The organism is Microbacterium candidum, from assembly GCF_030315975.1.
GTDB lineage: Bacteria > Actinomycetota > Actinomycetes > Actinomycetales > Microbacteriaceae > Microbacterium > Microbacterium candidum.
On record NZ_JASXSZ010000008.1, the window covers coordinates 23,590 to 44,344 of the forward strand.

The window sequence follows — 20,755 nt, forward strand, 5'->3', positions numbered from 1 at the left end:
TCAGCGTCCGCCCCTACGCCCCTTGCGAGGTGTGCATGTTCCGCAAGATCCTGGTCGCGAATCGCGGTGAGATCGCCATCCGTGCCTTCCGTGCGGCGTTCGAGCTCGGTGCTCGAACCGTGGCCGTCTACCCCTACGAGGACCGGTATTCCCTGCATCGGCTGAAGGCGGATGAGGCGTACCAGATCGGCGAGGAGGGGCATCCGGTCCGGGCGTACCTCGATGTCGACGAGATCGTCCGCGTCGCCCTCGAGTCCGGCGCGGACGCGATCTATCCGGGCTACGGCTTCCTCTCCGAGAATCCGGAGCTGGCGGCCAAGGCGGCCGAGAACGGGATCGTCTTCATCGGTCCTCCGGCATCCGTGCTGGAGATGGCGGGCAACAAGGTGACCGCCAAGCACCATGCGATCGCCGCCGGCGTGCCCGTGCTGCGGTCGACCGAGGCATCCGACGATCTCGAATCCCTCGTCGCGCAGTCCGACGGGATCGGCTTCCCGCTGTTCGCGAAGGCCGTCGCCGGCGGCGGCGGTCGCGGTATGCGGCGCGTCGAGTCGAAGGCGGACCTCCCCGCGGCGCTGGCCGCCGCATCCCGCGAAGCCGACAGCGCCTTCGGCGACCCGCGCATGTTCCTCGAGCAGGCCGTTCTGCGCCCCCGGCACGTCGAGGTGCAGGTCCTCGCCGACGGCGCCGGGCACACGGTGCACCTCTTCGAGCGCGACTGCTCGGTGCAGCGCCGGCACCAGAAGGTCATCGAGATCGCGCCGGCGCCGAATCTCGACCCTGCGATCCGCGACGCCCTGTACCGCCACGCCGTCGCCTTCGCCCAGTCGATCGGGTACGAGAACGCCGGAACGGTCGAGTTCCTCCTCGAGACCGCGGGGCCGCGCACCGGCGAGGTCGTGTTCATCGAGATGAACCCGCGCATCCAGGTCGAGCACACCGTTTCGGAAGAGGTCACGGACGTCGACCTCGTCCAGTCCCAGATGCGGATCGCGGCGGGGCAGACGCTGAAGGAACTCGGTCTCGAGCAGGATGCGATCCGCCTGCGGGGTGCGGCCCTCCAGTGCCGCATCACGACAGAGGACCCGAGCCAGGGCTTCCGGCCGGACACCGGCAAGATCACGACGTACCGGTCGCCGGGCGGCGCCGGCATCCGCCTCGACGGCGGCACGACCGCCGCCGGCGCGCAGGTGAGCCCGCATTTCGACTCGATGCTCGCGAAGCTCACGTGCCGCGGTCGCGACTTCGGGGCGGCGGTCACCCGGGCCCGCCGCGCGCTGGCGGAGTTCCGCATCCGCGGGGTGTCCACGAACATCCCGTTCCTGCAGGCCGTCCTGGACGATCCGGACTTCGTCGCCGGCGACATCAGCACCTCGTTCATCGACGAGCGGCCCCAGCTGCTGCAGGGACGCGAATCGAAGGACCGGGGCACCAAAGTGCTGTCCTGGCTCGTGGACGCCACGGTCAACAAGCCGAACGGCGACAATCCGCTGGTCGTGGAGCCGCGCCTGAAGCTGCCCGCGGTCGACCTGTCCGTGCCGGCGCCTGCGGGATCGCGCGACCGGCTGCTCGCGCTCGGCCCGGTCGGGTTCGCGACGGACCTCCGCGCCCGCACCGAGCTCGCCGTCACGGAGACGACGTTCCGCGATGCCCACCAGTCGCTGCTCGCCACGCGCGTGCGGACGAAGGACCTCGTCGCCGTCGCCCCATACGTCGCGCGGCTGACGCCTGAGCTCCTGTCGGTCGAGGCGTGGGGAGGGGCGACGTACGACGTCGCGCTGCGCTTCCTCGCGGAGGACCCGTGGGAGCGGCTCGACAAGCTGCGGGAGGCTCTGCCGAACATCGCCATCCAGATGCTGCTGCGCGGTCGGAACACGGTGGGCTACACGCCGTACCCGACGGCGGTCACGGATGCGTTCGTCCGCGAGGCGGCGGCATCCGGGATCGACATCTTCCGGATCTTCGACGCGCTCAACGACGTCTCGCAGATGCGTCCCGCGATCGATGCCGTGCTCGCCACCGGCACCTCGGTCGCCGAGGTGGCCCTCTGCTACACGGGAGACCTCCTCGACCCGGCCGAACAGCTCTACACGCTCGACTACTACCTGCGCCTGGCCGAGCAGATCGTCGGCGCGGGAGCCCACATCCTCGCGATCAAGGACATGGCGGGGCTCCTGCGGCCGGCGGCCGCATCGCGCCTCGTGTCGGCCCTGCGGGAGCGCTTCGACCTCCCCGTGCACGTGCACACCCACGACACGGCGGGCGGGCAGCTCGCGACGCTGCTGGCAGCGAGCGCCGCGGGCGCGGATGCGGTGGATGCGGCCGCCGCCCCCATGTCGGGTACGACGAGCCAGCCCTCCCTCTCCGCGCTCGTCGCGGCCCTCGCACACACCGATCGCGACACCGGGCTGTCGCTCGCGGCGGTCTCGGACCTCGAGCCGTATTGGGAGGCGGTGCGCCGCGTCTACCGTCCGTTCGAGTCGGGGCTGCCCGGTCCCACCGGGCGCGTCTACCACCACGAGATCCCGGGCGGCCAGCTCTCGAACCTGCGCCAGCAGGCGATCGCGCTCGGGCTCTCCGAGGACTTCGAGCTCATCGAGGACATGTACGCCGCCGCCGACCGCATCCTGGGGCGTGTCCCGAAGGTCACGCCGTCGTCGAAGGTCGTCGGCGATCTCGCCCTCGCGCTCGCGGCGGTGCGCGCAGACCCCGCGGACTTCGCCGCGCACCCCGAGCGCTACGACGTACCCGACTCCGTCGTCGGCTTCATGGCGGGCGAGCTGGGCGATCTGCCGGGCGGCTGGCCCGAGCCGTTCCGCACGATGGTGCTCCAGGGCCGCGACGTGCGCATCGGCACGACGCCGCTGACCGCGCCGCAGGAGGAGGCGCTCGCCGCCGACTCCGCGACCCGCCGGACCACCCTCAACGAGCTGCTGTTCCCCGGTCCCGCCCGCGCGTACGCCCAGGCGCGCGACACGTACGGAGACCTCAGCGTGCTCGATACGGCCGACTACCTCTACGGACTCGCGCCGGGCTCCGAGCACGTCGTCGAGATCGAGCGCGGCGTGCAGCTCTACGTCGGCCTCGAGGCGATCGGCGAGGCGGATGCCAAGGGCATGCGCACCGTGATGACGACCCTCAACGGCCAGCTCCGGCCCGTCTTCGTGCGCGATCGATCGATCGACGTCGAGGTGCGTCAGGCCGAGAAGGCGGACCCGACGGTGCCCGGACATGTCGCCGCTCCGTTCTCGGGCGCGGTGACGGTGAAGGTCGCGGTCGGCGACCAGGTCGCGGCGGGTCAGGCGGTGGCGTCCATCGAGGCGATGAAGATGGAGGCGGCCATCAACGCCCCCGTCGGAGGGGTCGTGGAGCGGGTCGCGCTGAACGGGACGCAGCAGGTCGATGCCGGCGACCTTTTGCTGGTGGTCCGTCCCGCCCAGTAGCCTGGTGGGTGGCCGGAACCCCGACGGCCCCGAGCTTTTCTGGAGATCTCCCCAGTGGTTTCAGACCGCAACGACAACACCCCCGACGATGCCGACGAGGATGAGCACGGCGTCCTGAGCGACACCGGCAGCATCGACACCACGGGCATCGGCATCTTCGGAAGCACCGAGCACGTCAGCGTCAGCATGCCGATCGGGTCGGAAGACGACGAGCTCGACGACGGCGACCTCGACGACGACATCGTCGCGGGCGAGCTCGCCGTGGACGACCTGCACGTCGAGCCGGTGGCCGCGACGGATGCTGCGGCGCTCACCGAGGGCGACGACGGCTCCGACGCCGCGGTCGCGGCCGATGGCGCTCCGGAAGCGATCGATGCCGACGTCGAGGAGATCGTCGAGGCGGAGATCGTCGACGAGGGCGCAGAGCAGGATGCAGAGGCCCCGGCCGATGACGTCGAGGATGTCGATGACATCGCCGACGGCGACGTCGCCCGCGGCGACGTCGCCCGTGGCGACGTCGCCGCGGAAGACGGCGTCGCGGACGAAGACGACCTCGACGACATCGAGCTCGATCAGACTGATCTCGATGACGCCGGGATCGACGACGTCGACCTCGCCGAGGTCGATGAGGAGGTCGAGGTCGAGGCCGCCGTGGTCGACGGCCCGCATCACGACGCTCCGATCGATCCCTATGCAGCCTTCGCCGCTGCCGGCTTCACCATGGACGGCCTCCCGCCCCACAACGACGAGTCCGGTCCCGAGACCGAGGCGGAGCAGTCCGGGGATCTGGACGACGACGTCCTCGTCGTCGAGGATGAGACGGAGGCGGGCGACGTCGCCGGAGGCTCGGCGCACGCGCACGAGCCCGCCGTGGACGAGCCGGAGGTCGAACTGGAGCCGGAGGACGAGACGGCGGATGCCGCCGACGAGTCCGGCCTCGACGACCTCGTCGTGGATGAGATCGTCGTGGAGGAGATCGTCGACGATCTCGGCGACGACGTCCTCGCGGCAGACGACGAGGGGGGATACATGGACGAGGTGAAGCCGATCACCGATCCGCTGACGCGGTCGGCGCTGCGCCAGGCCATGACCGATGCCGAGCAGGAAGCCGGAGAGGAACACGTGAACGAGACCGACAAGGTGCACGAGACCGAGCGCATCGCGGTGGTCCGCCAGGAGGTCACGCTCACCTCGAAGCGCGTCGGCGAGTTCGAGCCGAATCGCGAGAGCGCCGACCTCCTGACCGCCGATCGCCTGCTCGACCAGGCGAAGGTCGGTCGCACGGAGCCCGAAGGCGCCTGGCAGCAGCTGGTGTACTCGCTCTCCTTGAAGCGCATCAACCTCGGCGACAGCAAGCGCGCTCGCGCGCGCAAGGAGCTCGACGGCCGCATCTCCGCGCCCCTGGCCGGCGGCGCGCGCTTCATCCCGGTCCTCTCGCGCAAGGGCGGCGTCGGCAAGACCACGGTCACCGCGCTCCTCGGCATGGCCCTGGCCGACGCCCGTGACGACCGGGTGATCGCGATCGACGCCAACCCCGACCGCGGCACCCTCGCGGAGCGCATCTCGCGGCCGAGCGGCCGCACGGTGCGCGATCTGGCGCGTCTGCGCGGCTCGGTCACGGGGTTCAACGACATCTCGACGATCGTCGCGCGCGACGAGACCCGTCTCGACGTCATCTCGTCCGACGCCGATCCGCACGTGTCGGAGGCGTTCAGCGACCACGACTACCGGGATGTGGCATCCGTCGCCGCGCACTACTACTCGCTCGTGCTCACCGATACCGGCACCGGCATCGTCCATTCCGTGATGGGCGCGACGCTCGACATGGCCGACGAGCTCGTGATCGTCGCCGGCCTCAGCGTCGACGAGGCGCGTCTGGCGTCCGAGACGCTCACGTGGCTCGAGGCCAACGGCTTCGCCGACAAGGTGCGCCGTGCGGTGGTGGTCCTGAACAACCAGCGCCCGGGCTCTCCGCTCGTGCTGCCCGACGAGCTCGAGGCGCACTTCCGCTCCCGGGTGCGTGCGGTGGTGCGCGTGCCGTACGACGCGCACATCGCGGCGGGCACCGCCATCTCGTTCCGCGAGCTGCAGCCCGCCACCCGCGATGCCGCCCGCGAGCTGGCCGCGATCGTCGTCGAGGGGCTCCGCCAGCTCGACCAGGCGGCGTAGCGCCGTGGCGGTCCGTCCCATCCGTGTCTTCGGCGACCCGGTGCTGCGCACGACGTGCGCGCCGGTGGGCCACATCGACGACGGCGTGCGCGCCCTCGTGCGCGATCTCGTCGACACCGTCGAGCTCCCGGGTCGCGCCGGGGTCGCGGCCAATCAGATCGGCGTCGGCGTGCGCGCGTTCAGCTACAACATCGACGGTGAGATCGGATACATCCTGAATCCCGTCCTCGTCGAGGTCTCGGGGGAGCCGGTGCTCACCGGTGAAGGATGCCTGTCCGTCCCCGGCCTCTGGCACGACGTCATGCGGCATCCGCACGCGAAGGTGATCGGCATCGACCTCGACGGCGACGAGGTGATCCTCGAGGGGGACGGACTGCTCGCGCAGGCCCTCCAGCACGAGACCGACCACCTCGACGGCAAGCTGTACCTCGACCGTCTCGATCCGGAGCGCCGCAAGACGGCGATGCGCGAGGTCCGCGAAGCCAGCTGGTGACGAAGAACGGCGGCCGATTCCTCGGCCGCCGTCCTCGTATGCGCTGCGCCCCGGCTCAGCCGATCGCGGTGTGCGTCGTCTTGACGGGGACGTTGTAGAGCTCGTCGACGGCGCCGCCGAAGTCGCTCAGGATGACGTTGCGCTTGATGCTGAGCTTCGGGGTCAGATGCCCGCTCTGCTCGGTCCACTCCGTCGGGAGGATCGTGAACTTGCGGATCGACTCCGCGCGCGACACGAGCGTGTTGGCGCCGTCGATCGCCCGCTGCACCTCGGCGCGCACCTGCGGGTTGTTCGCGCAGTCGTCGAGGGACATGTCGGCGGGCAGGCCGTTGTTGGCGAGCCACGTCGGCAGCATCTCCGTGTCGAGTGTGACGAGCGCGCCGATGAACGGGCGCTGGTCGCCGACGACGACCACCTGGCCGACGACGGGGTTCGCGCGGATCGCGTCCTCGAGCACTGCGGGGGAGACGTTCTTGCCGCCCGCGGTGACGATGATCTCCTTCTTGCGGCCGGTGATCGTGAGGAAGCCCTCGGCGTCGAACGAGCCCAGGTCGCCGGTCTTGAACCAGCCGTCGTCGAACGCTGCCGCCGTGGCCTCCGGGTTGTTCCAGTACTCGCGGAACACGTCGATGCCGCGCACCATGATCTCGCCGTCGTCGGCGAGGCGGATGCCGACACCCGGCAGCACCGGACCGACCGTGCCGATCTTGGTCTTGGTCGGCAGGTTCACCGTCGCGGGCGCCGTGGTCTCGGTGAGACCGTAGCCCTCCAGCACCGTGATGCCGAGCGACGCGTAGAAGTGGCCGAGGCGCGCGCCGAGCGGCGCAGATCCGGACACCGCGTACTTGACGTTGCCGCCCATCGCCTCGCGCAGCGTCTTGTAGACGAGGCGGTCGAAGAGGGCGAACTTCAGCTTGGTCCACAGCGGGATGCGGCGGCCCTCCTGCAGTGCGCGGGAGTGCTCGATCGCGGTGTTCGCCGCCGAGCGGAAGATCTTGCCCTTGCCGCCGGACTCGGCCTTCTGCTCGGCGGAGTTGTACACCTTCTCGAACACACGGGGGACGGCGAGGAGGAACGTCGGCTTGAACGAGCCGAGCGCGGGCAGCAGCGTGCTGGTGTCGGGCTGATGGCCCGTCTTCACGCCGGCGTGGATGGCGAGGACGGTGATGAACCGCGCGAACACGTGCGCGGTCGTGATGAACAGCAGCGTCGACGCCCCCGGCGTCTGCACCACATCGGAGAGGGCGACGGCGGCATTGCGCGACAGTTCGACGAAGTTGGAGTGAGTGAGCACGCATCCCTTCGGGCGGCCCGTCGAGCCCGACGTGTAGATGAGCGTCGCGATGTCGTCGCCGTTGGCGAGCTGACGGCGGTGCTCGATCTCGGCGTCGGGCACGTCGGCGCCCGCGGCGACGAGATCGGCCAGCGCACCTTCGTGCATCGCCCACGTCGTGCGCACGAGCGGAAGGTCGGCCTGGGCCTCGACGAGGCGCTGCGTGTGCGCGGGCAGCTCGGTGATGCACGCGATCGCGCCCGAGTCCGACAGGTCCCAGTGCACCTGCGCGGTGGAGCTGGTCTCATAGATCGGCACCATGACGGCGCCCGCATAGAAGAGCGCGAAGTCGACGAGCGTCCACTCATACGTCGTGCGGGCGATGAACCCGACCTTGTCTCCGGGCTCGATCCCGGCGGCGACGAAGCCCTTGGCGAGCGCGATGACCTGGCGCTGGAACTCGGCAGCGGAGATGTCACGCCATCCGGCTCCGTCCGGGACGGCGAACAGTGCACGGTCCGGAGTCGCCTTCACACGCTCGACCAGCAGGTCGGCGATGTTCGCACTCGGGTCGGCAGGGACGACGGCGGGCACTTCGAACTGAACGACGCTCACGGGGCAACTCCTTTGGTACCGCTCGGGGATGCGGTCGTGTATCGAGTCTATGTCAGGCGCCGGAGACACCCTTCTGGCTGGATGCCACGGCGGTCTGGCGGGGCGCCCTGACGACCGCCGCTAGACTGCACCGGTGCTCACAGTCGGAATCGACATCGGTGGAACCAAGATCGCCGGAGGCGTCGTCGACGCCGGCGGCAACATCCTCGAGAAGCTCCGGGTCGACACCCCCGCAGACCCCGCGGCGCTGACCGATGCGGTCGCGGCGATGGTGCGCCACCTCGGCGAGCACCACGAGATCGCGGCGGTCGGTGTGGCGGCGGCCGGGTTCATCGACCGCGACCGCGCGGTCATCCTGCACGCCCCCAACATCGACTGGCACAACGAGCCGCTGCGCGACAACCTCCAGGAGCGCCTCTCGATGCCGATCACGCTCGAGAACGACGCCAATGCGGCCGGGTGGGCCGAGTTCCGCTTCGGTGCAGGACGGCGCACGCACGACATGGTCATGCTGACGATGGGCACCGGGGTCGGCGGCGCCATCGTCACGGGCGGACGGCTCTTCCGCGGCGGCAACGGGATCGCCGGCGAACTCGGACACATCCGGCACATCCGCGACGGTCACCTCTGCGGCTGCGGCCAGCGCGGATGCATCGAGATGTACGCCTCCGGCCGGGCGCTCCAGCGCGAGGCGAACGAGATCGCGGATGCGGGTGGCATCGGCGTGCGGCTCGCCGCGGTCCGCGAGGAGAAGGGTGAGATCCCGGGGACGGCCGTCTCGCGGCTCGTCCTCGAGGGCGACCCGGGCGCGACCGAGGCGCTGCGCCGCGTCGCGAGCGCACTCGGCGAGGCGTGCGCGGGCTTCCAGGCGGTGCTCGACCCCGAGCTGTTCGTCATCGGCGGGGGAGTGGCCCAGCTCGGCGACACCCTCCTCGATCCGATGCGGGCCGCGTACGACGAGCACCTCCCCGGGGCGGGCGAGCGGCCGGGAGCCGAATTCGCGATCGCACAGCTCGTGAACGACGCCGGTCTCATCGGCGTGGCAGACCTGGCGGCGCAGGCCGACTAGCGGGAGCATCCTCGTATGGTCTATTGGATCCTCAAGTACCTCATCATCGGACCGATCGTGAAGGCGGTCTTCCGCCCGTGGATCGTGGGGCGGCGCAACGTCCCGGCCGAGGGTGCGGCGATCCTGGCCAGCAACCACCTCTCGTTCTCCGACTCGATCTTCCTGCCGCTGCTGCTCGACCGCCGCATGGCGTTCCTCGCCAAGAGCGACTACTTCACGGGCAAGGGCATCAAGGGATGGGCGCAGCGGCTGTTTTTCGCGGGCACCGGGCAGATCCCGATCGACCGCACGGGCGGGAAGGCGTCCGAGGCGTCGCTCAATGCGGGCCTCGGCGTGCTCGGCAACGGAGACCTCCTCGGCATCTACCCGGAGGGCACTCGCAGCCCCGACGGCAAGCTCTATCGCGGCAGGACGGGCATCGCCCGCATGGCGCTCGAAGCGCGGGTTCCGGTCATCCCGGTCGTGATGGTCGACACGGGGGCTGTCATGCCGATCGGCACGCGCCTTCCGCGCATCGGCCGGGTGGGCATCATCATCGGGGAGCCCCTCGACTTCTCCCGCTTCGAGGGGATGGAGGGCGACCGGTTCGTCCTGCGCTCGGTCGTCGACGAGATCATGGTCGAGCTGCAGCGCATCGGCGCGCAGGAGTACGAGGACGTGTACGCCTCGACGGTGAAGTCGAGAGCCGTCGCTCCGACGTCGTAGCACGGCGCGGGGGGTGGATGCCGCGCCGATAGACTGAGCGGATGCTTCAGCAGCTGGATCCCCTCGACCACTGGCGTTCTCTGCCCATCAAGCAGCAGCCGGCCTGGCCGGATGCCGACCGCGTGGCCGCGGTGTCCGCGGAGATCGCGACGCTCCCGCCCCTCGTGTTCGCCGGTGAGGTCGACAATCTGCGCGACCGCCTCGCGGCGGCCGCATCCGGTCGTGCATTCCTCCTCCAGGGCGGCGACTGCGCGGAGACGTTCGCGGGTGCCACCGCCGAGCAGATCCGCAACCGCATCAAGACGGTGCTGCAGATGGCCGTCGTCCTCACGTACGGCGCGTCCATGCCCGTCGTGAAGATGGGCCGCATGGCCGGGCAGTTCGCCAAGCCCCGCTCGAGCGACACCGAGACGCGCGGCGACGTCACGCTGCCGGCGTACCGCGGCGACATCGTCAACGGCTACGACTTCACCGAGGCCTCGCGGCAGGCCGAGCCCGGTCGGCTGCTGAAGGGCTACCACACGGCCGCATCCACGATCAATCTGATCCGCGCGTTCACGCAGGGCGGCTTCGCCGACCTCCGCGAGGTGCACTCGTGGAACAAGGGCTTCGCGCAGAACCCGGCGAATCAGCAGTACGAGCGCCTCGCCATCGAGATCGACCGTGCCATCAAGTTCATGGAGGCCGCCGGCGCCGACTTCGACGAGCTGAAGCGGGTCGAGTTCTACACCGGCCACGAGGGCCTGCTGATGGACTACGAGCGGCCGATGACGCGCATCGACTCGCGCACCGGCACGCCGTACAACACGTCGGCCCACTTCCTCTGGGTCGGCGAGCGCACGCGCGAGCTCGACGGGGCGCACGTCGACTACTTCTCGAAGATCCGCAACCCCATCGGCGTGAAGCTCGGCCCGACGACGACGCCCGAGACGGCGCTCGCCCTCATCGACAAGCTCGACCCCGAGCGCGAGCCCGGGCGCCTCACCTTCATCACGCGCATGGGCGCCGGGAAGATCCGCGACGCGCTGCCGCCGCTGCTGGAGGCCGTCCGCGACTCCGGTGCGACTCCGCTGTGGGTCACCGACCCCATGCACGGCAACGGCATCACGACGCCGACCGGCTACAAGACGCGCCGCTTCGACGACGTCGTGGACGAGGTGCGCGGATTCTTCGAGGCGCACCGCGCGGTCGGCACGTTCCCCGGCGGCATCCACGTCGAGCTCACTGGCGACGACGTCACCGAGTGCCTGGGCGGTTCGGAGCAGATCGACGAGGCGACCCTCGCGACGCGGTACGAGTCGCTGTGCGACCCCCGCCTGAACCACATGCAGTCCCTCGAACTCGCGTTCCTCGTGGCCGAGGAGCTCGAGAAGCGCTGACGCGCTCGGGCTGACTTCCGGCCGTCGCGTACTGCTCGATCCGAGCGGGCGCGGCGGCCGCCTTCATGTCAGCCGGTGGCCTGGATGCGCAGCTGCACCTCGGTGCCCTTGGGCTCCATCGCACCGCCCTTGGGCTTCTGCGACTGCACCTGCGTCGCGCTGTCGAGGAAGATGTTCCACACGTCCGCGTACGTCGGGGTGAAGCCGGCGTCGCTGAGGATCTTCTTCGCCTGATCGCGCGTCTTTCCCGTGACATCCGGCACGGGGAACAGCTGGGGGCCCTTCGAGACGATCAGGGTGACGGTGTCGTTCACCCGCCAGAGGCCGCCGCCGTCGCGCGGGGCGATGCCGATCACCTTCCCGTTGTCGACGGTGTCGCTGTTCTGCTGCACGGTGTTGCCCGAGACCTGCAGGCCCTTGTCCGTCAGCAGGGACGTCGCGTCGTCGACGCTCTTGCCGGCGACATCGGGGAGCTTCCCGGCAGACACCTCGAGCGAGCCCGAGTCGCCCTCGTGGACCGTGCACCCCTTCGAGCAGTCGATCGCCGCCCCGCCCCCCTTCGGGGTGATGGATGCGGCGACCACCTTCCCCTTCTCGGCATCCGTGAAGACCCTCACATCGTCGCCGACCGCGACCTTCGCCTCTTCGAGCTTCTTCCGTGCCTCGGCCGCCGACATGCCTGCCAGTGCCGGGATGTCGTGGGGCGCGGGGCCCGCGGAGACCAGGACGGTGACGGTCTTGCCCTTGGCGACGCGGGCACCGGCATCCGGGTTCGAGCCGATGACGGTCTGCGCGGCGACGTCGGTGCTGTACTCGTCTTTCTGCACGGCCTTGAGCCCCAGCTTCGCGAGCGTCGTCTGCGCCTGCGCGAACGTCCCGCCGGCGACCGTGGGCACCGCGATGAGCGACCCTGGTCCGGATCCGAACCACCAGCCCGCGCCGCCGGTCAACGCGGCGGCGAGCAGAACGAGGACGAGGATCCACGCGCCGCGCGAGGCACGGCGCTTCGTGGCGGTGCGCAGGCGCGTCGCGTTGTCGGCCTCCGCGGCAGCGGGCTGCGCCATCGGGGCGACCGCCAGGGAAGAGGTCGCCGGCAGCACGGCGGTGAGCTCGTTCGAGTCGAGACGGGAGACCGGGGTGGTGACCGCCGGGACCGCGAGCGTGCGTGCGACCTGAGCGCCGAGGCCCAGCTGGTCCTCGATCTCGCGGAGGCGGTCGAGCATCGCTCCGGCATCGGCGGGGCGCTCGTCCGGGTCCTTCTCGGTCGCCCACAGGACGAGCTCGTCGAGCTGCTCCGGCACGCCGGGGTTCTTCACGCTCGGACGCGGCACCGAATCGGTGGCGTGCTGGTAGGCGATCTGCATGGGCTGCTCGCCCTTGTACGGCTGTTCGCCTGTGAGCATCTCGTAGAGCATGATGCCGAGGGCGTAGATGTCGCTGCGCGCATCCGCCGTGCCGCGCGTCACCAGCTCGGGGGCCAGATATGCGATGGTGCCGAGCAGCTGCTGCCCGGTGGCCGTGTTCGCGGACGCCGCGCGGGCGAGGCCGAAGTCGCCGATCTTGATGCGGCCGTCCTCTGCCAGCAGCACGTTCTCGGGTTTCACGTCGCGGTGGATGATGCCGGCGCGGTGCGCCGCAGACAGGCCGGACAGCACCGCATCCATGATCGTGACCGCCTGCGGGACGCTGAGGCGCCGCTGCTCGCGCAGGAGTTCGCGCAGCGTGATGCCGGGCAGGTACTCCATGACGAGATACGCCATGTCGTCGTCCTGGCCCTGGTCGAACACGTTCACCACGTGCGGGTCGGCCAGGCGCGCCGCCGCGCGGGCCTCCTGGATGAAGCGGCTCTGGAAGACCGCGTCGTCGCTCAGGTGCCCGTGCATGACCTTGAGGGCGACGCGCCGCTCGAGGCGGAGGTCGGTCGCCACGTACACGGTCGCCATCCCCCCGCGCGCGATGCGCGCGCGGACCCGGTACCGGCCGTCGACGAGTCGGCCGATCAGCGGGTCGAACGACTGACTCGTGCTCACTCTGAAAGTCTACGGATGCCGCGGCCCGCGCTCCGTGAGCGCCCCGCGGGTACGCGTGCGTCCCAGCAAGCCCCCAGCATCCCCATGTCCGCCGGATTCAGCCGAGCGCGGCGAGCCAGCGGGCGGAGGGAGCCTCCCACTGCGCATACGCGTTCGGGAATGCCGAGTTCTGCACCGCCTGCGCCGCCTGCGCGAAAGTCATCGACTGCCATCCGGGGATGTCGAGAAGCCCCCGGGTCACGGTGCCGTTCGGGTCGTGCGGCCCGCCGTAGAAGACGCGGGTCGAGCGCTCGGCATCCGCGATCTGGGCGCGCGTTCCCCAGCCGTAGCTCGGTCGCTGCTGGAACAGCCCGATGGAGTCGCGATCGCCGTAGGAGAGGTTGCGCAGCCCCGACTCCTGCATCGCCGTCCCGAGTGCGATCGCGATGCCGCGATCGGAGACCCCGAGCTGCCGGCCGATCCGGATGATGAGCTGCGCGTTCGCGGTCTGTTCGGCGGTGAGGCCGGTGGGGCTCGGGATCGCGATGCGCTGACCCGGGTAGATGATCGACGACCGGGAGAGCCCGTTGGCGTGGAGCACGGCGTCCACCGTGACTCCGAATCGGTTGCCGATCGCCGTGATCGTATCGCCGGCGCGGACCGTGTACGTCGATCCGGAGGGCGCGGGAGCGGGGGCCGGTGCGGGCGCCTGGGCGACCGGCGTCTGCGCCGACGCGGGCACCATGGCGCCCGGGATCGTCAGCTTCTGCCCGGGATAGATGATGGAGGACACCGCGAGGCGGTTCGCCTGCAGGAGCGCGGTCGTGCTCACCCCGTGTGCGCGGGCGATGCGGGTGATCGTGTCGCCTCGCACGACGACGTAGACGGACCCGGAGGATGCAGGGGCGGGCGCCGCAGCGGGAGCGGGTGCCGCCGCGGGAGCGGGCGCCGATGCCGGAGCTCCGGTGAGCCGGAGCACCTGGCCCGGGTAGATCACCGATCGTACGGTGAGCCCGTTGCGCGACAGGACGTCGTTCATGCTGAGGCCATATCGCCGGGCGATCGCGCTGACGGTGTCTCCCTTGCGCACGGTGTACGTCGCCGGAGCGGTGACAGCTGTGCGGACGGCGGACGCAGGGAGCGATGCCTCGTGCGCCGTCGAGGTGAAGGCCGACGACGGAGCCGTGCGCGCCAGGGCGCCGAGCTCGGGTACGGCGGCGCGCTCGGGCACGGCCGCCGTGGCAGGCAGCGCGCTCAGCGAGAGCGCCAGCGAGCCGGCGATGGTCGTCGGCACCGCCACAGCGGCACGAAGCGGATTCCACATGATCGATCTCCCCCCGGATGCCGGAATCGGTCTCTGCCACCGTGTCACGCGTGGTGATGTGTGTCAACCGGTCGTGCTGGAGTGATGGATGTGACGAAAGTGTCGAATGTGACTATCGATCTTTCTTTCGCTTATGGTGCATTCGTTTCGGATGGGTGCACCTTCGCGCGGTCTGCACCGTGCGGCGCGCAGGTGAGATAGTGGCTGTGTGAGCACGGACGAACGCACCACGACCGACTGGCTGACCATGCCCGACCTCGTGGAGGTGCTGAACGAGCCGCTCGGCCGGGTCCGCCGTCTTCTCGACGAGCATCAGCTCATCGGCAGCCGCCGGGACGGCGCCTTCAAGGTGCCGTCGATCTTCATCGTCGACGGGCATCCGCTGTCCTCGCTGCGCGGCACGATCATCGTGCTGCAGGATGCAGGATTCGGCGACGACGAGGTGATCGACTGGCTGCTCGAGGTCGACGACACGATCGGGATCTCGCCGATCGACGCCCTGCTCCAGGGGCGCAAGAGCGAAGTGCGCCGCGTCGCGCAGACCCTCGCCTGAGTTCGCTCCTCAGGCCGTGCGCGTCGTGGACGCGCGGGCGAGGTCGCGCAGTTCGCCGACCGCCGCGTTGTCGAGGCGCGCGCCGCTGAGCGCGCGGTCGGCCTCGTGGGCGTAGTCCGCGATGAGGGCCTCCACGCGCTCGAGCGCGCCGGTCTGCACGATCGTCTCCTGCAGGGACGAGATCTGCGTGGCGTCCAGTCCCGGATCGCCGATCAGCTCGTCGAAGACCCGGCGGGCGCCGAGGGGCAGCGCTTCCCGCGTGTAGGCCACCAACACGGTGCGCTTGCCCTCGCGCAGGTCGTCGCCCGACGGCTTGCCTGTGACGGCTTCGTCGCCGAAGACGCCCAGCACGTCATCGCGCAGCTGATAGGCCATGCCGAGCGGGTGGCCGAACGCCGCGAGCGCCTCGTGCTGCGCGGCATCCGATCCGCCGAGCGCCGCCCCGATGAGGAGCGGCTGCTGCACGCTGTAGCGCGCGGACTTGAGCGACGCGACGCGCAGCGCGCGGGCCGCGTGGCGATCGTCGGGCTCGGTTCGGAACGCGGACTCCTCTGCGATGTCGAGGAACTGGCCGATCGTCACCTCCCGGCGCATCGTGGCGTACTCGGCACGTGCGCGGAGCGCGACCGGGGCGGACGCCGTCTTGAGGCCCTCCTCGAAGAGATCGTCGCTCCAGGCGACGAGGAGGTCGCCGAGAAGGACGGCGCCCGCGCGGCCGAAGGATTCGGCATCCCCGTGCCATCCGGCATCCCGATGATGCCCCTCGAGCGCCCGATGGGCGGCGGGCTTGCCGCGCCGGGTGTCGGAGTTGTCGATGACGTCGTCATGGACGAGGGCCGCGGCGTGGAAGAGCTCCAGCGCACCGGCCGCGGCGATCGCCGCGGGGGACGGATCCGCACCGGTCACGCTGTGCCAGCCGGCCAGGCAGAACCGCGCGCGAAGACGCTTTCCCCCGGCCACGGATGCCGCTCCGGCCTCGACGACGAGGGCCGCTTCGGGGCCCATCGAGGCGGTCAGGTCGCGCTGCGAGCGAAGGAACGTATCGACACGCTGGGAAACCGCCGCGATCGGATCCGGAGCTGGTGACACGGGCCTAGCCTAGTAAGGAAACGCGCGCGTAGAATCGACGCACCTGGCCCGACCGAGGGGGACCAATGCCACTCTCCGAACAGGAGCAGCGTCTGCTCGATGAGATGGAACGCCATCTCATGCAGAACGACGCGGACGTCGTGTCCGCCCAGCGTGATGGGCGCTCCCTCAGCTATCGAAACATCGTGTACGGCACGCTCCTCGTGCTCGTCGGCATCGGCGGGCTGCTTGCGGGGGTCGTGTCCCAGCTGGTGATCATCGGCGTGCTCGGCTTCGTGGCCATGCTCGCAGGCGTGATCCTGGCCGTCACTCCGTCTCGCAACGGCCTGACGAAGCAGAAGAAGGAGTCCACCCCCAAGGGATCAGGTTCCGGCACGTCCTTCATGGACCGCATGAACGACCGTTGGGATCGGCGGCAGGGGGAGCGCTGAGTTCCACTTACCTCCACGACAGCGACACCGGCCCTCGGGCCGGTGTTTTTTTGTGCCCTGATCAGGTGACGGCTCGCTGACTCGAACCGCCACGCGATGCCCCCGACGGGCGCCTCCTTCTGCCCAGGTGGCGGCTGATCCGCGATTTCTCGTGCCAGAGGGAGGCGAAGTGGAGGAAAGTGGAGTACGGTGGGGACAAACCTCACGGGGGGGCCGGACGAAGGGGGTGGTTTGGCGATGCTGTTGGGCACGCACACTCCCAAGCTGGACGACAAGGGCCGCGTCATCCTTCCTGCGAAGTTCCGCGACGACCTCGGCAAGGGCGTCGTCGTCACCCGAGGTCAGGAGCGCTGTCTGTACGTCTTCAGCACCGCGGAGTTCGAGCGCGTGCACGAGAAGATCCGCGAGGCGCCGCTCAGCAACAAGCAGGCCCGCGACTTCATGCGCATGTTCCTCGCCGGAGCGAGCGCTGAGATTCCCGACAGCCAGAACCGCATCACGGTCCCGCCGCATCTGCGTCAGTACGCAGGGCTCGACCGCGAGCTCGTCGTCACCGGCGTCGGCGCCCACGCGGAGATCTGGAACGCCGAGGCGTGGAACACCTACGCCGAGGAGAACGAAGCCGGCTACGCAGAACTCGAACAGGAGGTGATCCCGGGCCTGTTCTGATCCTGGGCTGTGATCTCCACCCGTTCACGCCCTGACGCCACTTCCCCGGTGCCAGGTCGCGACGGTGGGGGATCAGGGTCCAGGAGCCCATCCGACATCATGAGCATCCGAGACATCCACACCCCAGTTCTGCTCGAGCGGTGCATCGAGCTGCTCGCGCCCGCCGTCGCACGCGACGGGGCCGTCCTCGTCGACGCCACCCTCGGGATGGGCGGTCACACCGAGGCGTTCCTCGAGCGCTTCCCGGGCCTGCACGTCATCGGGCTCGACCGCGACACCGACGCCCTGCGCATCGCGGGGGAGCGGCTCCGGCGCTTCGGTGACCGGGTCACCTTCGTCCACACGGTGTACGACGGCATCGGCGAGGCGGTTGAGGCCCACGCTCCCGGAGGGAGGGCCGACGGCATCCTGTTCGATCTCGGCGTCTCCTCCCTCCAGCTCGACGAGGCCGCACGCGGCTTCGCTTACGCGCAGGACGCACCGCTGGACATGCGGATGGACCAGACGACGGGGATGACGGCGGCCGATGTGCTCGCGACCTACGGCGAGGGCGACCTCCGGCGCATCTTCGAGCGCTACGGCGAGGAGAAGCTCGCCGGGCGGTATGCGCGGGCGATCATCGCCGCGCGCGCGACCGCCCCGATCGAACGGTCGGGCCGACTCGTCGAGATCCTGCAGGCCGCGACCCCCGCGGCGGCCCAGCGCACCGGACACCCTGCCAAGCGCGTGTTCCAGGCGCTGCGCATCGAAGTGAACGCCGAACTGACCGCCGTGGAGCGGGCGATCCCCGCAGCCCTGGACGCGCTGACGGTCGGCGGGCGCATCGTCGTGCTGGCGTACCAGTCCCTGGAGGACCGCATCGTCAAGCGCGAGTTCGCCGATGCGACGTCGTCGACGGCGCCCGCGGGGCTGCCGTTCGAGCCGCCCGAGCATGCGCCGCGGTTCCGGCTGCTCGTTCGGGGCGCGGAACTCGCCTCCGACGAGGAGAAGGCGCGCAACCCCCGGGCTACCCCCGTGCGGCTGCGCGCGGCTGAACGGATTCGAGACGGACGAGCGAGGGAGGCATCATGACCACCGCGACTTCGGCGGCCGCGTCGCCGCTACGGGCTCCTCGTCGGGCACCGCAACTGCCCGAGGAGCGCGGGCAGCGGCTGCACGCGGTCGCCCCGCGCGTCCGTCGCCGGCGTCCGCGCATCGTGTACGCCATGGTCGCGATCGCCGGGGTCCTGGCGATCGGCGCCGCTCAGATGACGCTGTCGATCCTCACGACGGAGAGCACGTTCGCCGTCTCCAAGCTGACGCAGCAGCAGCGCACCCTCACGCTTCAGAAGCAGGTGCTGTACGACGAGGTGACCGGGCTCAGCTCGCCCCAGTTCCTCGCGGCCAACGCGTCCGCCCTCGGGATGGTCGTCGGGCAGCCGCCGTCGTACCTGCGCCTCAGTGACGGGGCGCTCCTCGGCAACGCCGCGCCCTCCACGTGGGTCTCGAGCGTCGATGTGCGCGACCGCGGATCCGTTCCGAACGCCCTCATCGCGAACACACCGCTCGTGACCGACCCCGCGCTGACCGCAGGCGACCGCACGGCGCCTCCGGCGACGGATGCGACGACAGGAGCAGGGACGACGGATGGCGCGACCGGCACCGACGCGACGCCTCCGCCTGCGAATCCGGCGACACCCCCGGCGCTGACCGACGGTCTGCCCTCGCCGAGCACACACTGAAGTCATGACGACCCGCAGCACCAGGGGCCCCCGCCGTCGAACGGCGATCGTGACGGTCGTGATCCTCGCCATCCTCGCCGTCTTCGTCATCCGTCTCACCGACATCCAGGTGGTGAGCGCCCGCGAGCACATCGCGGACGCGATGTCCTTCGGCCTCGGCGACTCGAAGAAGCTGGTCAGCAAGCGCGGGACGATCGTCGACGCCGACGGCACGGTGCTCGCCACGAGCGTGCTGCAGTACAACTGCCAGCTCGATCCGAAGAACGCCGGCAAGGTGAAGACCCGCAACGCGGACGGCACGAGCACCGTCACGCAGTGGCCGGACATCGCCGCGAAGATCGGCGCGATCACGGGGCAGACCACGGCGGAGGTGGAGAAGATCGTCTCCGATGCCCTGGCGACCAACCCCGATTCCCACTTCGCGTACCTCAAGAAGGGGCTGACGACCGATCAGTACCGCAAGCTCATGGAGCTCGGCGCGGGGTACATCTCGTGCTTCTCGGCTTCCCTGCGCACCTACCCGAACGGCGCGGTCGCAGGAAACCTGCTCGGCTTCATGGGCGATGGCGGCAAGGCGCTCGCCGGTCTGGAGATGTCGCAGAACCAGTGCCTCAGCGGCACGGACGGCCTGCTCACCTTCGAGAAGGGCAAGGACGGCGTCATCATCCCCGGATCCGAGTCGGAGGCGCCCGCGGTCGACGGCGGCACCGTCAAGCTGACGATCGATTCCGACCTGCAGTGGTACATGGGGCAGCTCATCCAGGAGCAGGTCCAGGACACCAAGTCCGTGCGCGGCACGATCACCGTCGTCGACATCAAGACCGGGAAGATCAAGGCCGCGGCCGAGTATCCGACGGTGGACCCGAACAACGTCAGCGCGTCCGCTGCCGAAGACCGCCGCAGCCACATCTTCACCGACACGTTCGAGCCCGGCTCCACCTTCAAGGGCCTCACCGCATCCGCGCTGATCGACGGCGCGAGTCAGACGCCCCTGTCGACCGCGCAGGTGACCGACGTGATGCACTTCCCGAACGGCGCCGTCGTGAAGGACGCCACCGGCCACGGACTCGTGAACTACACGCTGGCCGGCGTCCTCATCAACTCGTCGAACGCCGGCATCTCGAAGTTCAGCGAGCGCATGTCGCTCGACCTGCGCTACGCCTATCTGAAGAAGTTCGGCATCGGCGACGGGAGCGCGATCGGATTCCCCGGCGAAGCGAAGGGGCTCATCCACCCCGCGAAGGAGTGGGACAACCAGATGCGGTACGACACGTCGTACGGTCAGGGCCTCACGACCACCGTCCCCGAGCTCATGAGCGCGTACACGGCCATCGCCGACGGCGGGATGAAGATGCCGCTGCAGCTGGTCGAGTCCTGCACCCGCGGCGACGGCACCGTCGTCACACCGAAGCTGCCGGCTCCGACCCGCGTGATCTCGGAGCAGACCTCCGCCGACATGCGGGAGATCCTCGAGAACGTCGCCATGCAGGCCTCGTACTCGAAGATCGTCCAGATCCCCGGCTACCGCATCGCGACGAAGACCGGCACGGCGCAGCAGGTCGACCCGGTGACCCACCGCTACCGCGCGGGGCTGTACTTCACGACGATGATCGGCTTCGCCCCCGCGGACGACCCGCAGTACCTGGTCGCCGTGACGCTCGATTCGCCCTCTACGGTAAGGTCGTCTACGGCCAACGCCCCCGCGTTCCAGAAGGCGATGACGCAGGTTCTGAAGACCTACCGCGTCATGCCGTCCACGACGGCGCCGACCGAGCTCCCGCAGTTCGGGTGACACGGCGCCCGCCCCAGGAAG

16 protein-coding genes are annotated in these 20,755 nt (G+C 69.9%); 12 read left to right on the forward strand and 4 right to left on the reverse strand.

Features of this window, described 5'->3' with window-relative positions; translation table 11 throughout:
- Nucleotides 1-35 precede the first annotated feature (35 nt).
- From QSV35_RS18865 to def, 3 genes are read left to right on the forward strand one after another with little or no spacing between them, the layout of a single operon-like run.
- Nucleotides 36-3,443, forward strand: a complete 3,408-nt coding sequence (locus tag QSV35_RS18865; RefSeq protein WP_286290504.1) for a pyruvate carboxylase — start codon at nucleotides 36-38, stop codon at nucleotides 3,441-3,443.
- 54 nt (nucleotides 3,444-3,497) lie between these two features.
- Nucleotides 3,498-5,612: a MinD/ParA family ATP-binding protein gene (locus QSV35_RS18870; protein ID WP_353618990.1), complete on the forward strand. Its 2,115-nt coding sequence runs from the start codon at nucleotides 3,498-3,500 to the stop codon at nucleotides 5,610-5,612.
- Nucleotides 5,613-5,616: 4 nt separating this feature from the next.
- The gene (gene def / locus QSV35_RS18875) at nucleotides 5,617-6,105 is read left to right on the forward strand and encodes a peptide deformylase (RefSeq protein ID WP_286290505.1); all 489 of its coding nucleotides are present in this window, start codon (nucleotides 5,617-5,619) and stop codon (nucleotides 6,103-6,105) included.
- 55 nt (nucleotides 6,106-6,160) lie between these two features.
- On the opposite strand, the gene QSV35_RS18880 is transcribed toward def, so the two are convergent.
- Nucleotides 6,161-7,993: an AMP-dependent synthetase/ligase gene (locus QSV35_RS18880; protein ID WP_286290506.1), complete on the reverse strand. Its 1,833-nt coding sequence runs from the start codon at nucleotides 7,991-7,993 to the stop codon at nucleotides 6,161-6,163.
- A 133-nt stretch (nucleotides 7,994-8,126) separates the two neighbouring features.
- On the opposite strand from QSV35_RS18880, the gene QSV35_RS18885 reads away from it, so the two are divergent.
- The 3 genes from QSV35_RS18885 to QSV35_RS18895 are packed head-to-tail and all read left to right on the forward strand — an operon-like array spanning nucleotide 8,127 to nucleotide 11,146.
- Nucleotides 8,127-9,062 (forward strand): ROK family glucokinase, encoded by a 936-nt coding sequence (locus QSV35_RS18885; RefSeq protein ID WP_286290507.1) that lies wholly within the window; start codon nucleotides 8,127-8,129, stop codon nucleotides 9,060-9,062.
- Between the two features lie 15 nt (nucleotides 9,063-9,077).
- The gene (locus tag QSV35_RS18890; protein ID WP_286290509.1) at nucleotides 9,078-9,767 is read left to right on the forward strand and encodes a lysophospholipid acyltransferase family protein; all 690 of its coding nucleotides are present in this window, start codon (nucleotides 9,078-9,080) and stop codon (nucleotides 9,765-9,767) included.
- Nucleotides 9,768-9,808: 41 nt separating this feature from the next.
- The gene (locus QSV35_RS18895) at nucleotides 9,809-11,146 is read left to right on the forward strand and encodes a class II 3-deoxy-7-phosphoheptulonate synthase (RefSeq protein ID WP_286290510.1); all 1,338 of its coding nucleotides are present in this window, start codon (nucleotides 9,809-9,811) and stop codon (nucleotides 11,144-11,146) included.
- Between the two features lie 68 nt (nucleotides 11,147-11,214).
- On the opposite strand, the gene pknB is transcribed toward QSV35_RS18895, so the two are convergent.
- Nucleotides 11,215-13,176, reverse strand: coding sequence for a Stk1 family PASTA domain-containing Ser/Thr kinase (pknB, locus tag QSV35_RS18900; protein ID WP_286290511.1), 1,962 nt, complete (start codon nucleotides 13,174-13,176; stop codon nucleotides 11,215-11,217).
- 97 nt (nucleotides 13,177-13,273) lie between these two features.
- Nucleotides 13,274-14,479, reverse strand: coding sequence for a LysM peptidoglycan-binding domain-containing protein (locus QSV35_RS18905; RefSeq protein ID WP_286290512.1), 1,206 nt, complete (start codon nucleotides 14,477-14,479; stop codon nucleotides 13,274-13,276).
- A 208-nt stretch (nucleotides 14,480-14,687) separates the two neighbouring features.
- Here QSV35_RS18905 and QSV35_RS18910 point away from each other — a divergent pair, with 208 nt between their 5' ends.
- Nucleotides 14,688-15,032, forward strand: coding sequence for an Rv2175c family DNA-binding protein (locus QSV35_RS18910; RefSeq protein WP_353618991.1), 345 nt, complete (start codon nucleotides 14,688-14,690; stop codon nucleotides 15,030-15,032).
- A gap of 9 nt (nucleotides 15,033-15,041) precedes the next feature.
- On the opposite strand, the gene QSV35_RS18915 is transcribed toward QSV35_RS18910, so the two are convergent.
- Nucleotides 15,042-16,121, reverse strand: a complete 1,080-nt coding sequence (locus QSV35_RS18915) for a polyprenyl synthetase family protein (protein ID WP_286290514.1) — start codon at nucleotides 16,119-16,121, stop codon at nucleotides 15,042-15,044.
- Nucleotides 16,122-16,186: 65 nt separating this feature from the next.
- Here QSV35_RS18915 and QSV35_RS18920 point away from each other — a divergent pair, with 65 nt between their 5' ends.
- The 5 genes from QSV35_RS18920 to QSV35_RS18940 all read left to right on the forward strand — a co-directional run bounded on the left by QSV35_RS18920 (nucleotide 16,187) and on the right by QSV35_RS18940 (nucleotide 20,734).
- Entirely contained in the window at nucleotides 16,187-16,552 is a 366-nt protein-coding gene (locus tag QSV35_RS18920) for a DUF3040 domain-containing protein (protein ID WP_286290515.1), read from the forward strand.
- Nucleotides 16,553-16,789: 237 nt separating this feature from the next.
- On the forward strand, nucleotides 16,790-17,221 hold the full coding sequence (mraZ, locus tag QSV35_RS18925) for a division/cell wall cluster transcriptional repressor MraZ (RefSeq protein ID WP_286290594.1): 432 nt from the start codon (nucleotides 16,790-16,792) through the stop codon (nucleotides 17,219-17,221).
- 99 nt (nucleotides 17,222-17,320) lie between these two features.
- Nucleotides 17,321-18,292, forward strand: coding sequence for a 16S rRNA (cytosine(1402)-N(4))-methyltransferase RsmH (rsmH, locus tag QSV35_RS18930; protein WP_286290516.1), 972 nt, complete (start codon nucleotides 17,321-17,323; stop codon nucleotides 18,290-18,292).
- Complete coding sequence (ftsL, locus tag QSV35_RS18935) at nucleotides 18,289-18,942, forward strand: cell division protein FtsL (protein WP_286290517.1); 654 nt, start codon at nucleotides 18,289-18,291, stop codon at nucleotides 18,940-18,942. Before rsmH ends, ftsL begins: the two co-directional genes overlap by 4 nt.
- Before the next feature lie 4 nt (nucleotides 18,943-18,946).
- Nucleotides 18,947-20,734 carry a peptidoglycan D,D-transpeptidase FtsI family protein gene (locus QSV35_RS18940; protein ID WP_286290518.1) on the forward strand — a complete coding sequence of 596 codons (1,788 nt, stop codon included), beginning with the start codon at nucleotides 18,947-18,949 and terminating at the stop codon, nucleotides 20,732-20,734.
- Nucleotides 20,735-20,755 lie beyond the last annotated feature (21 nt).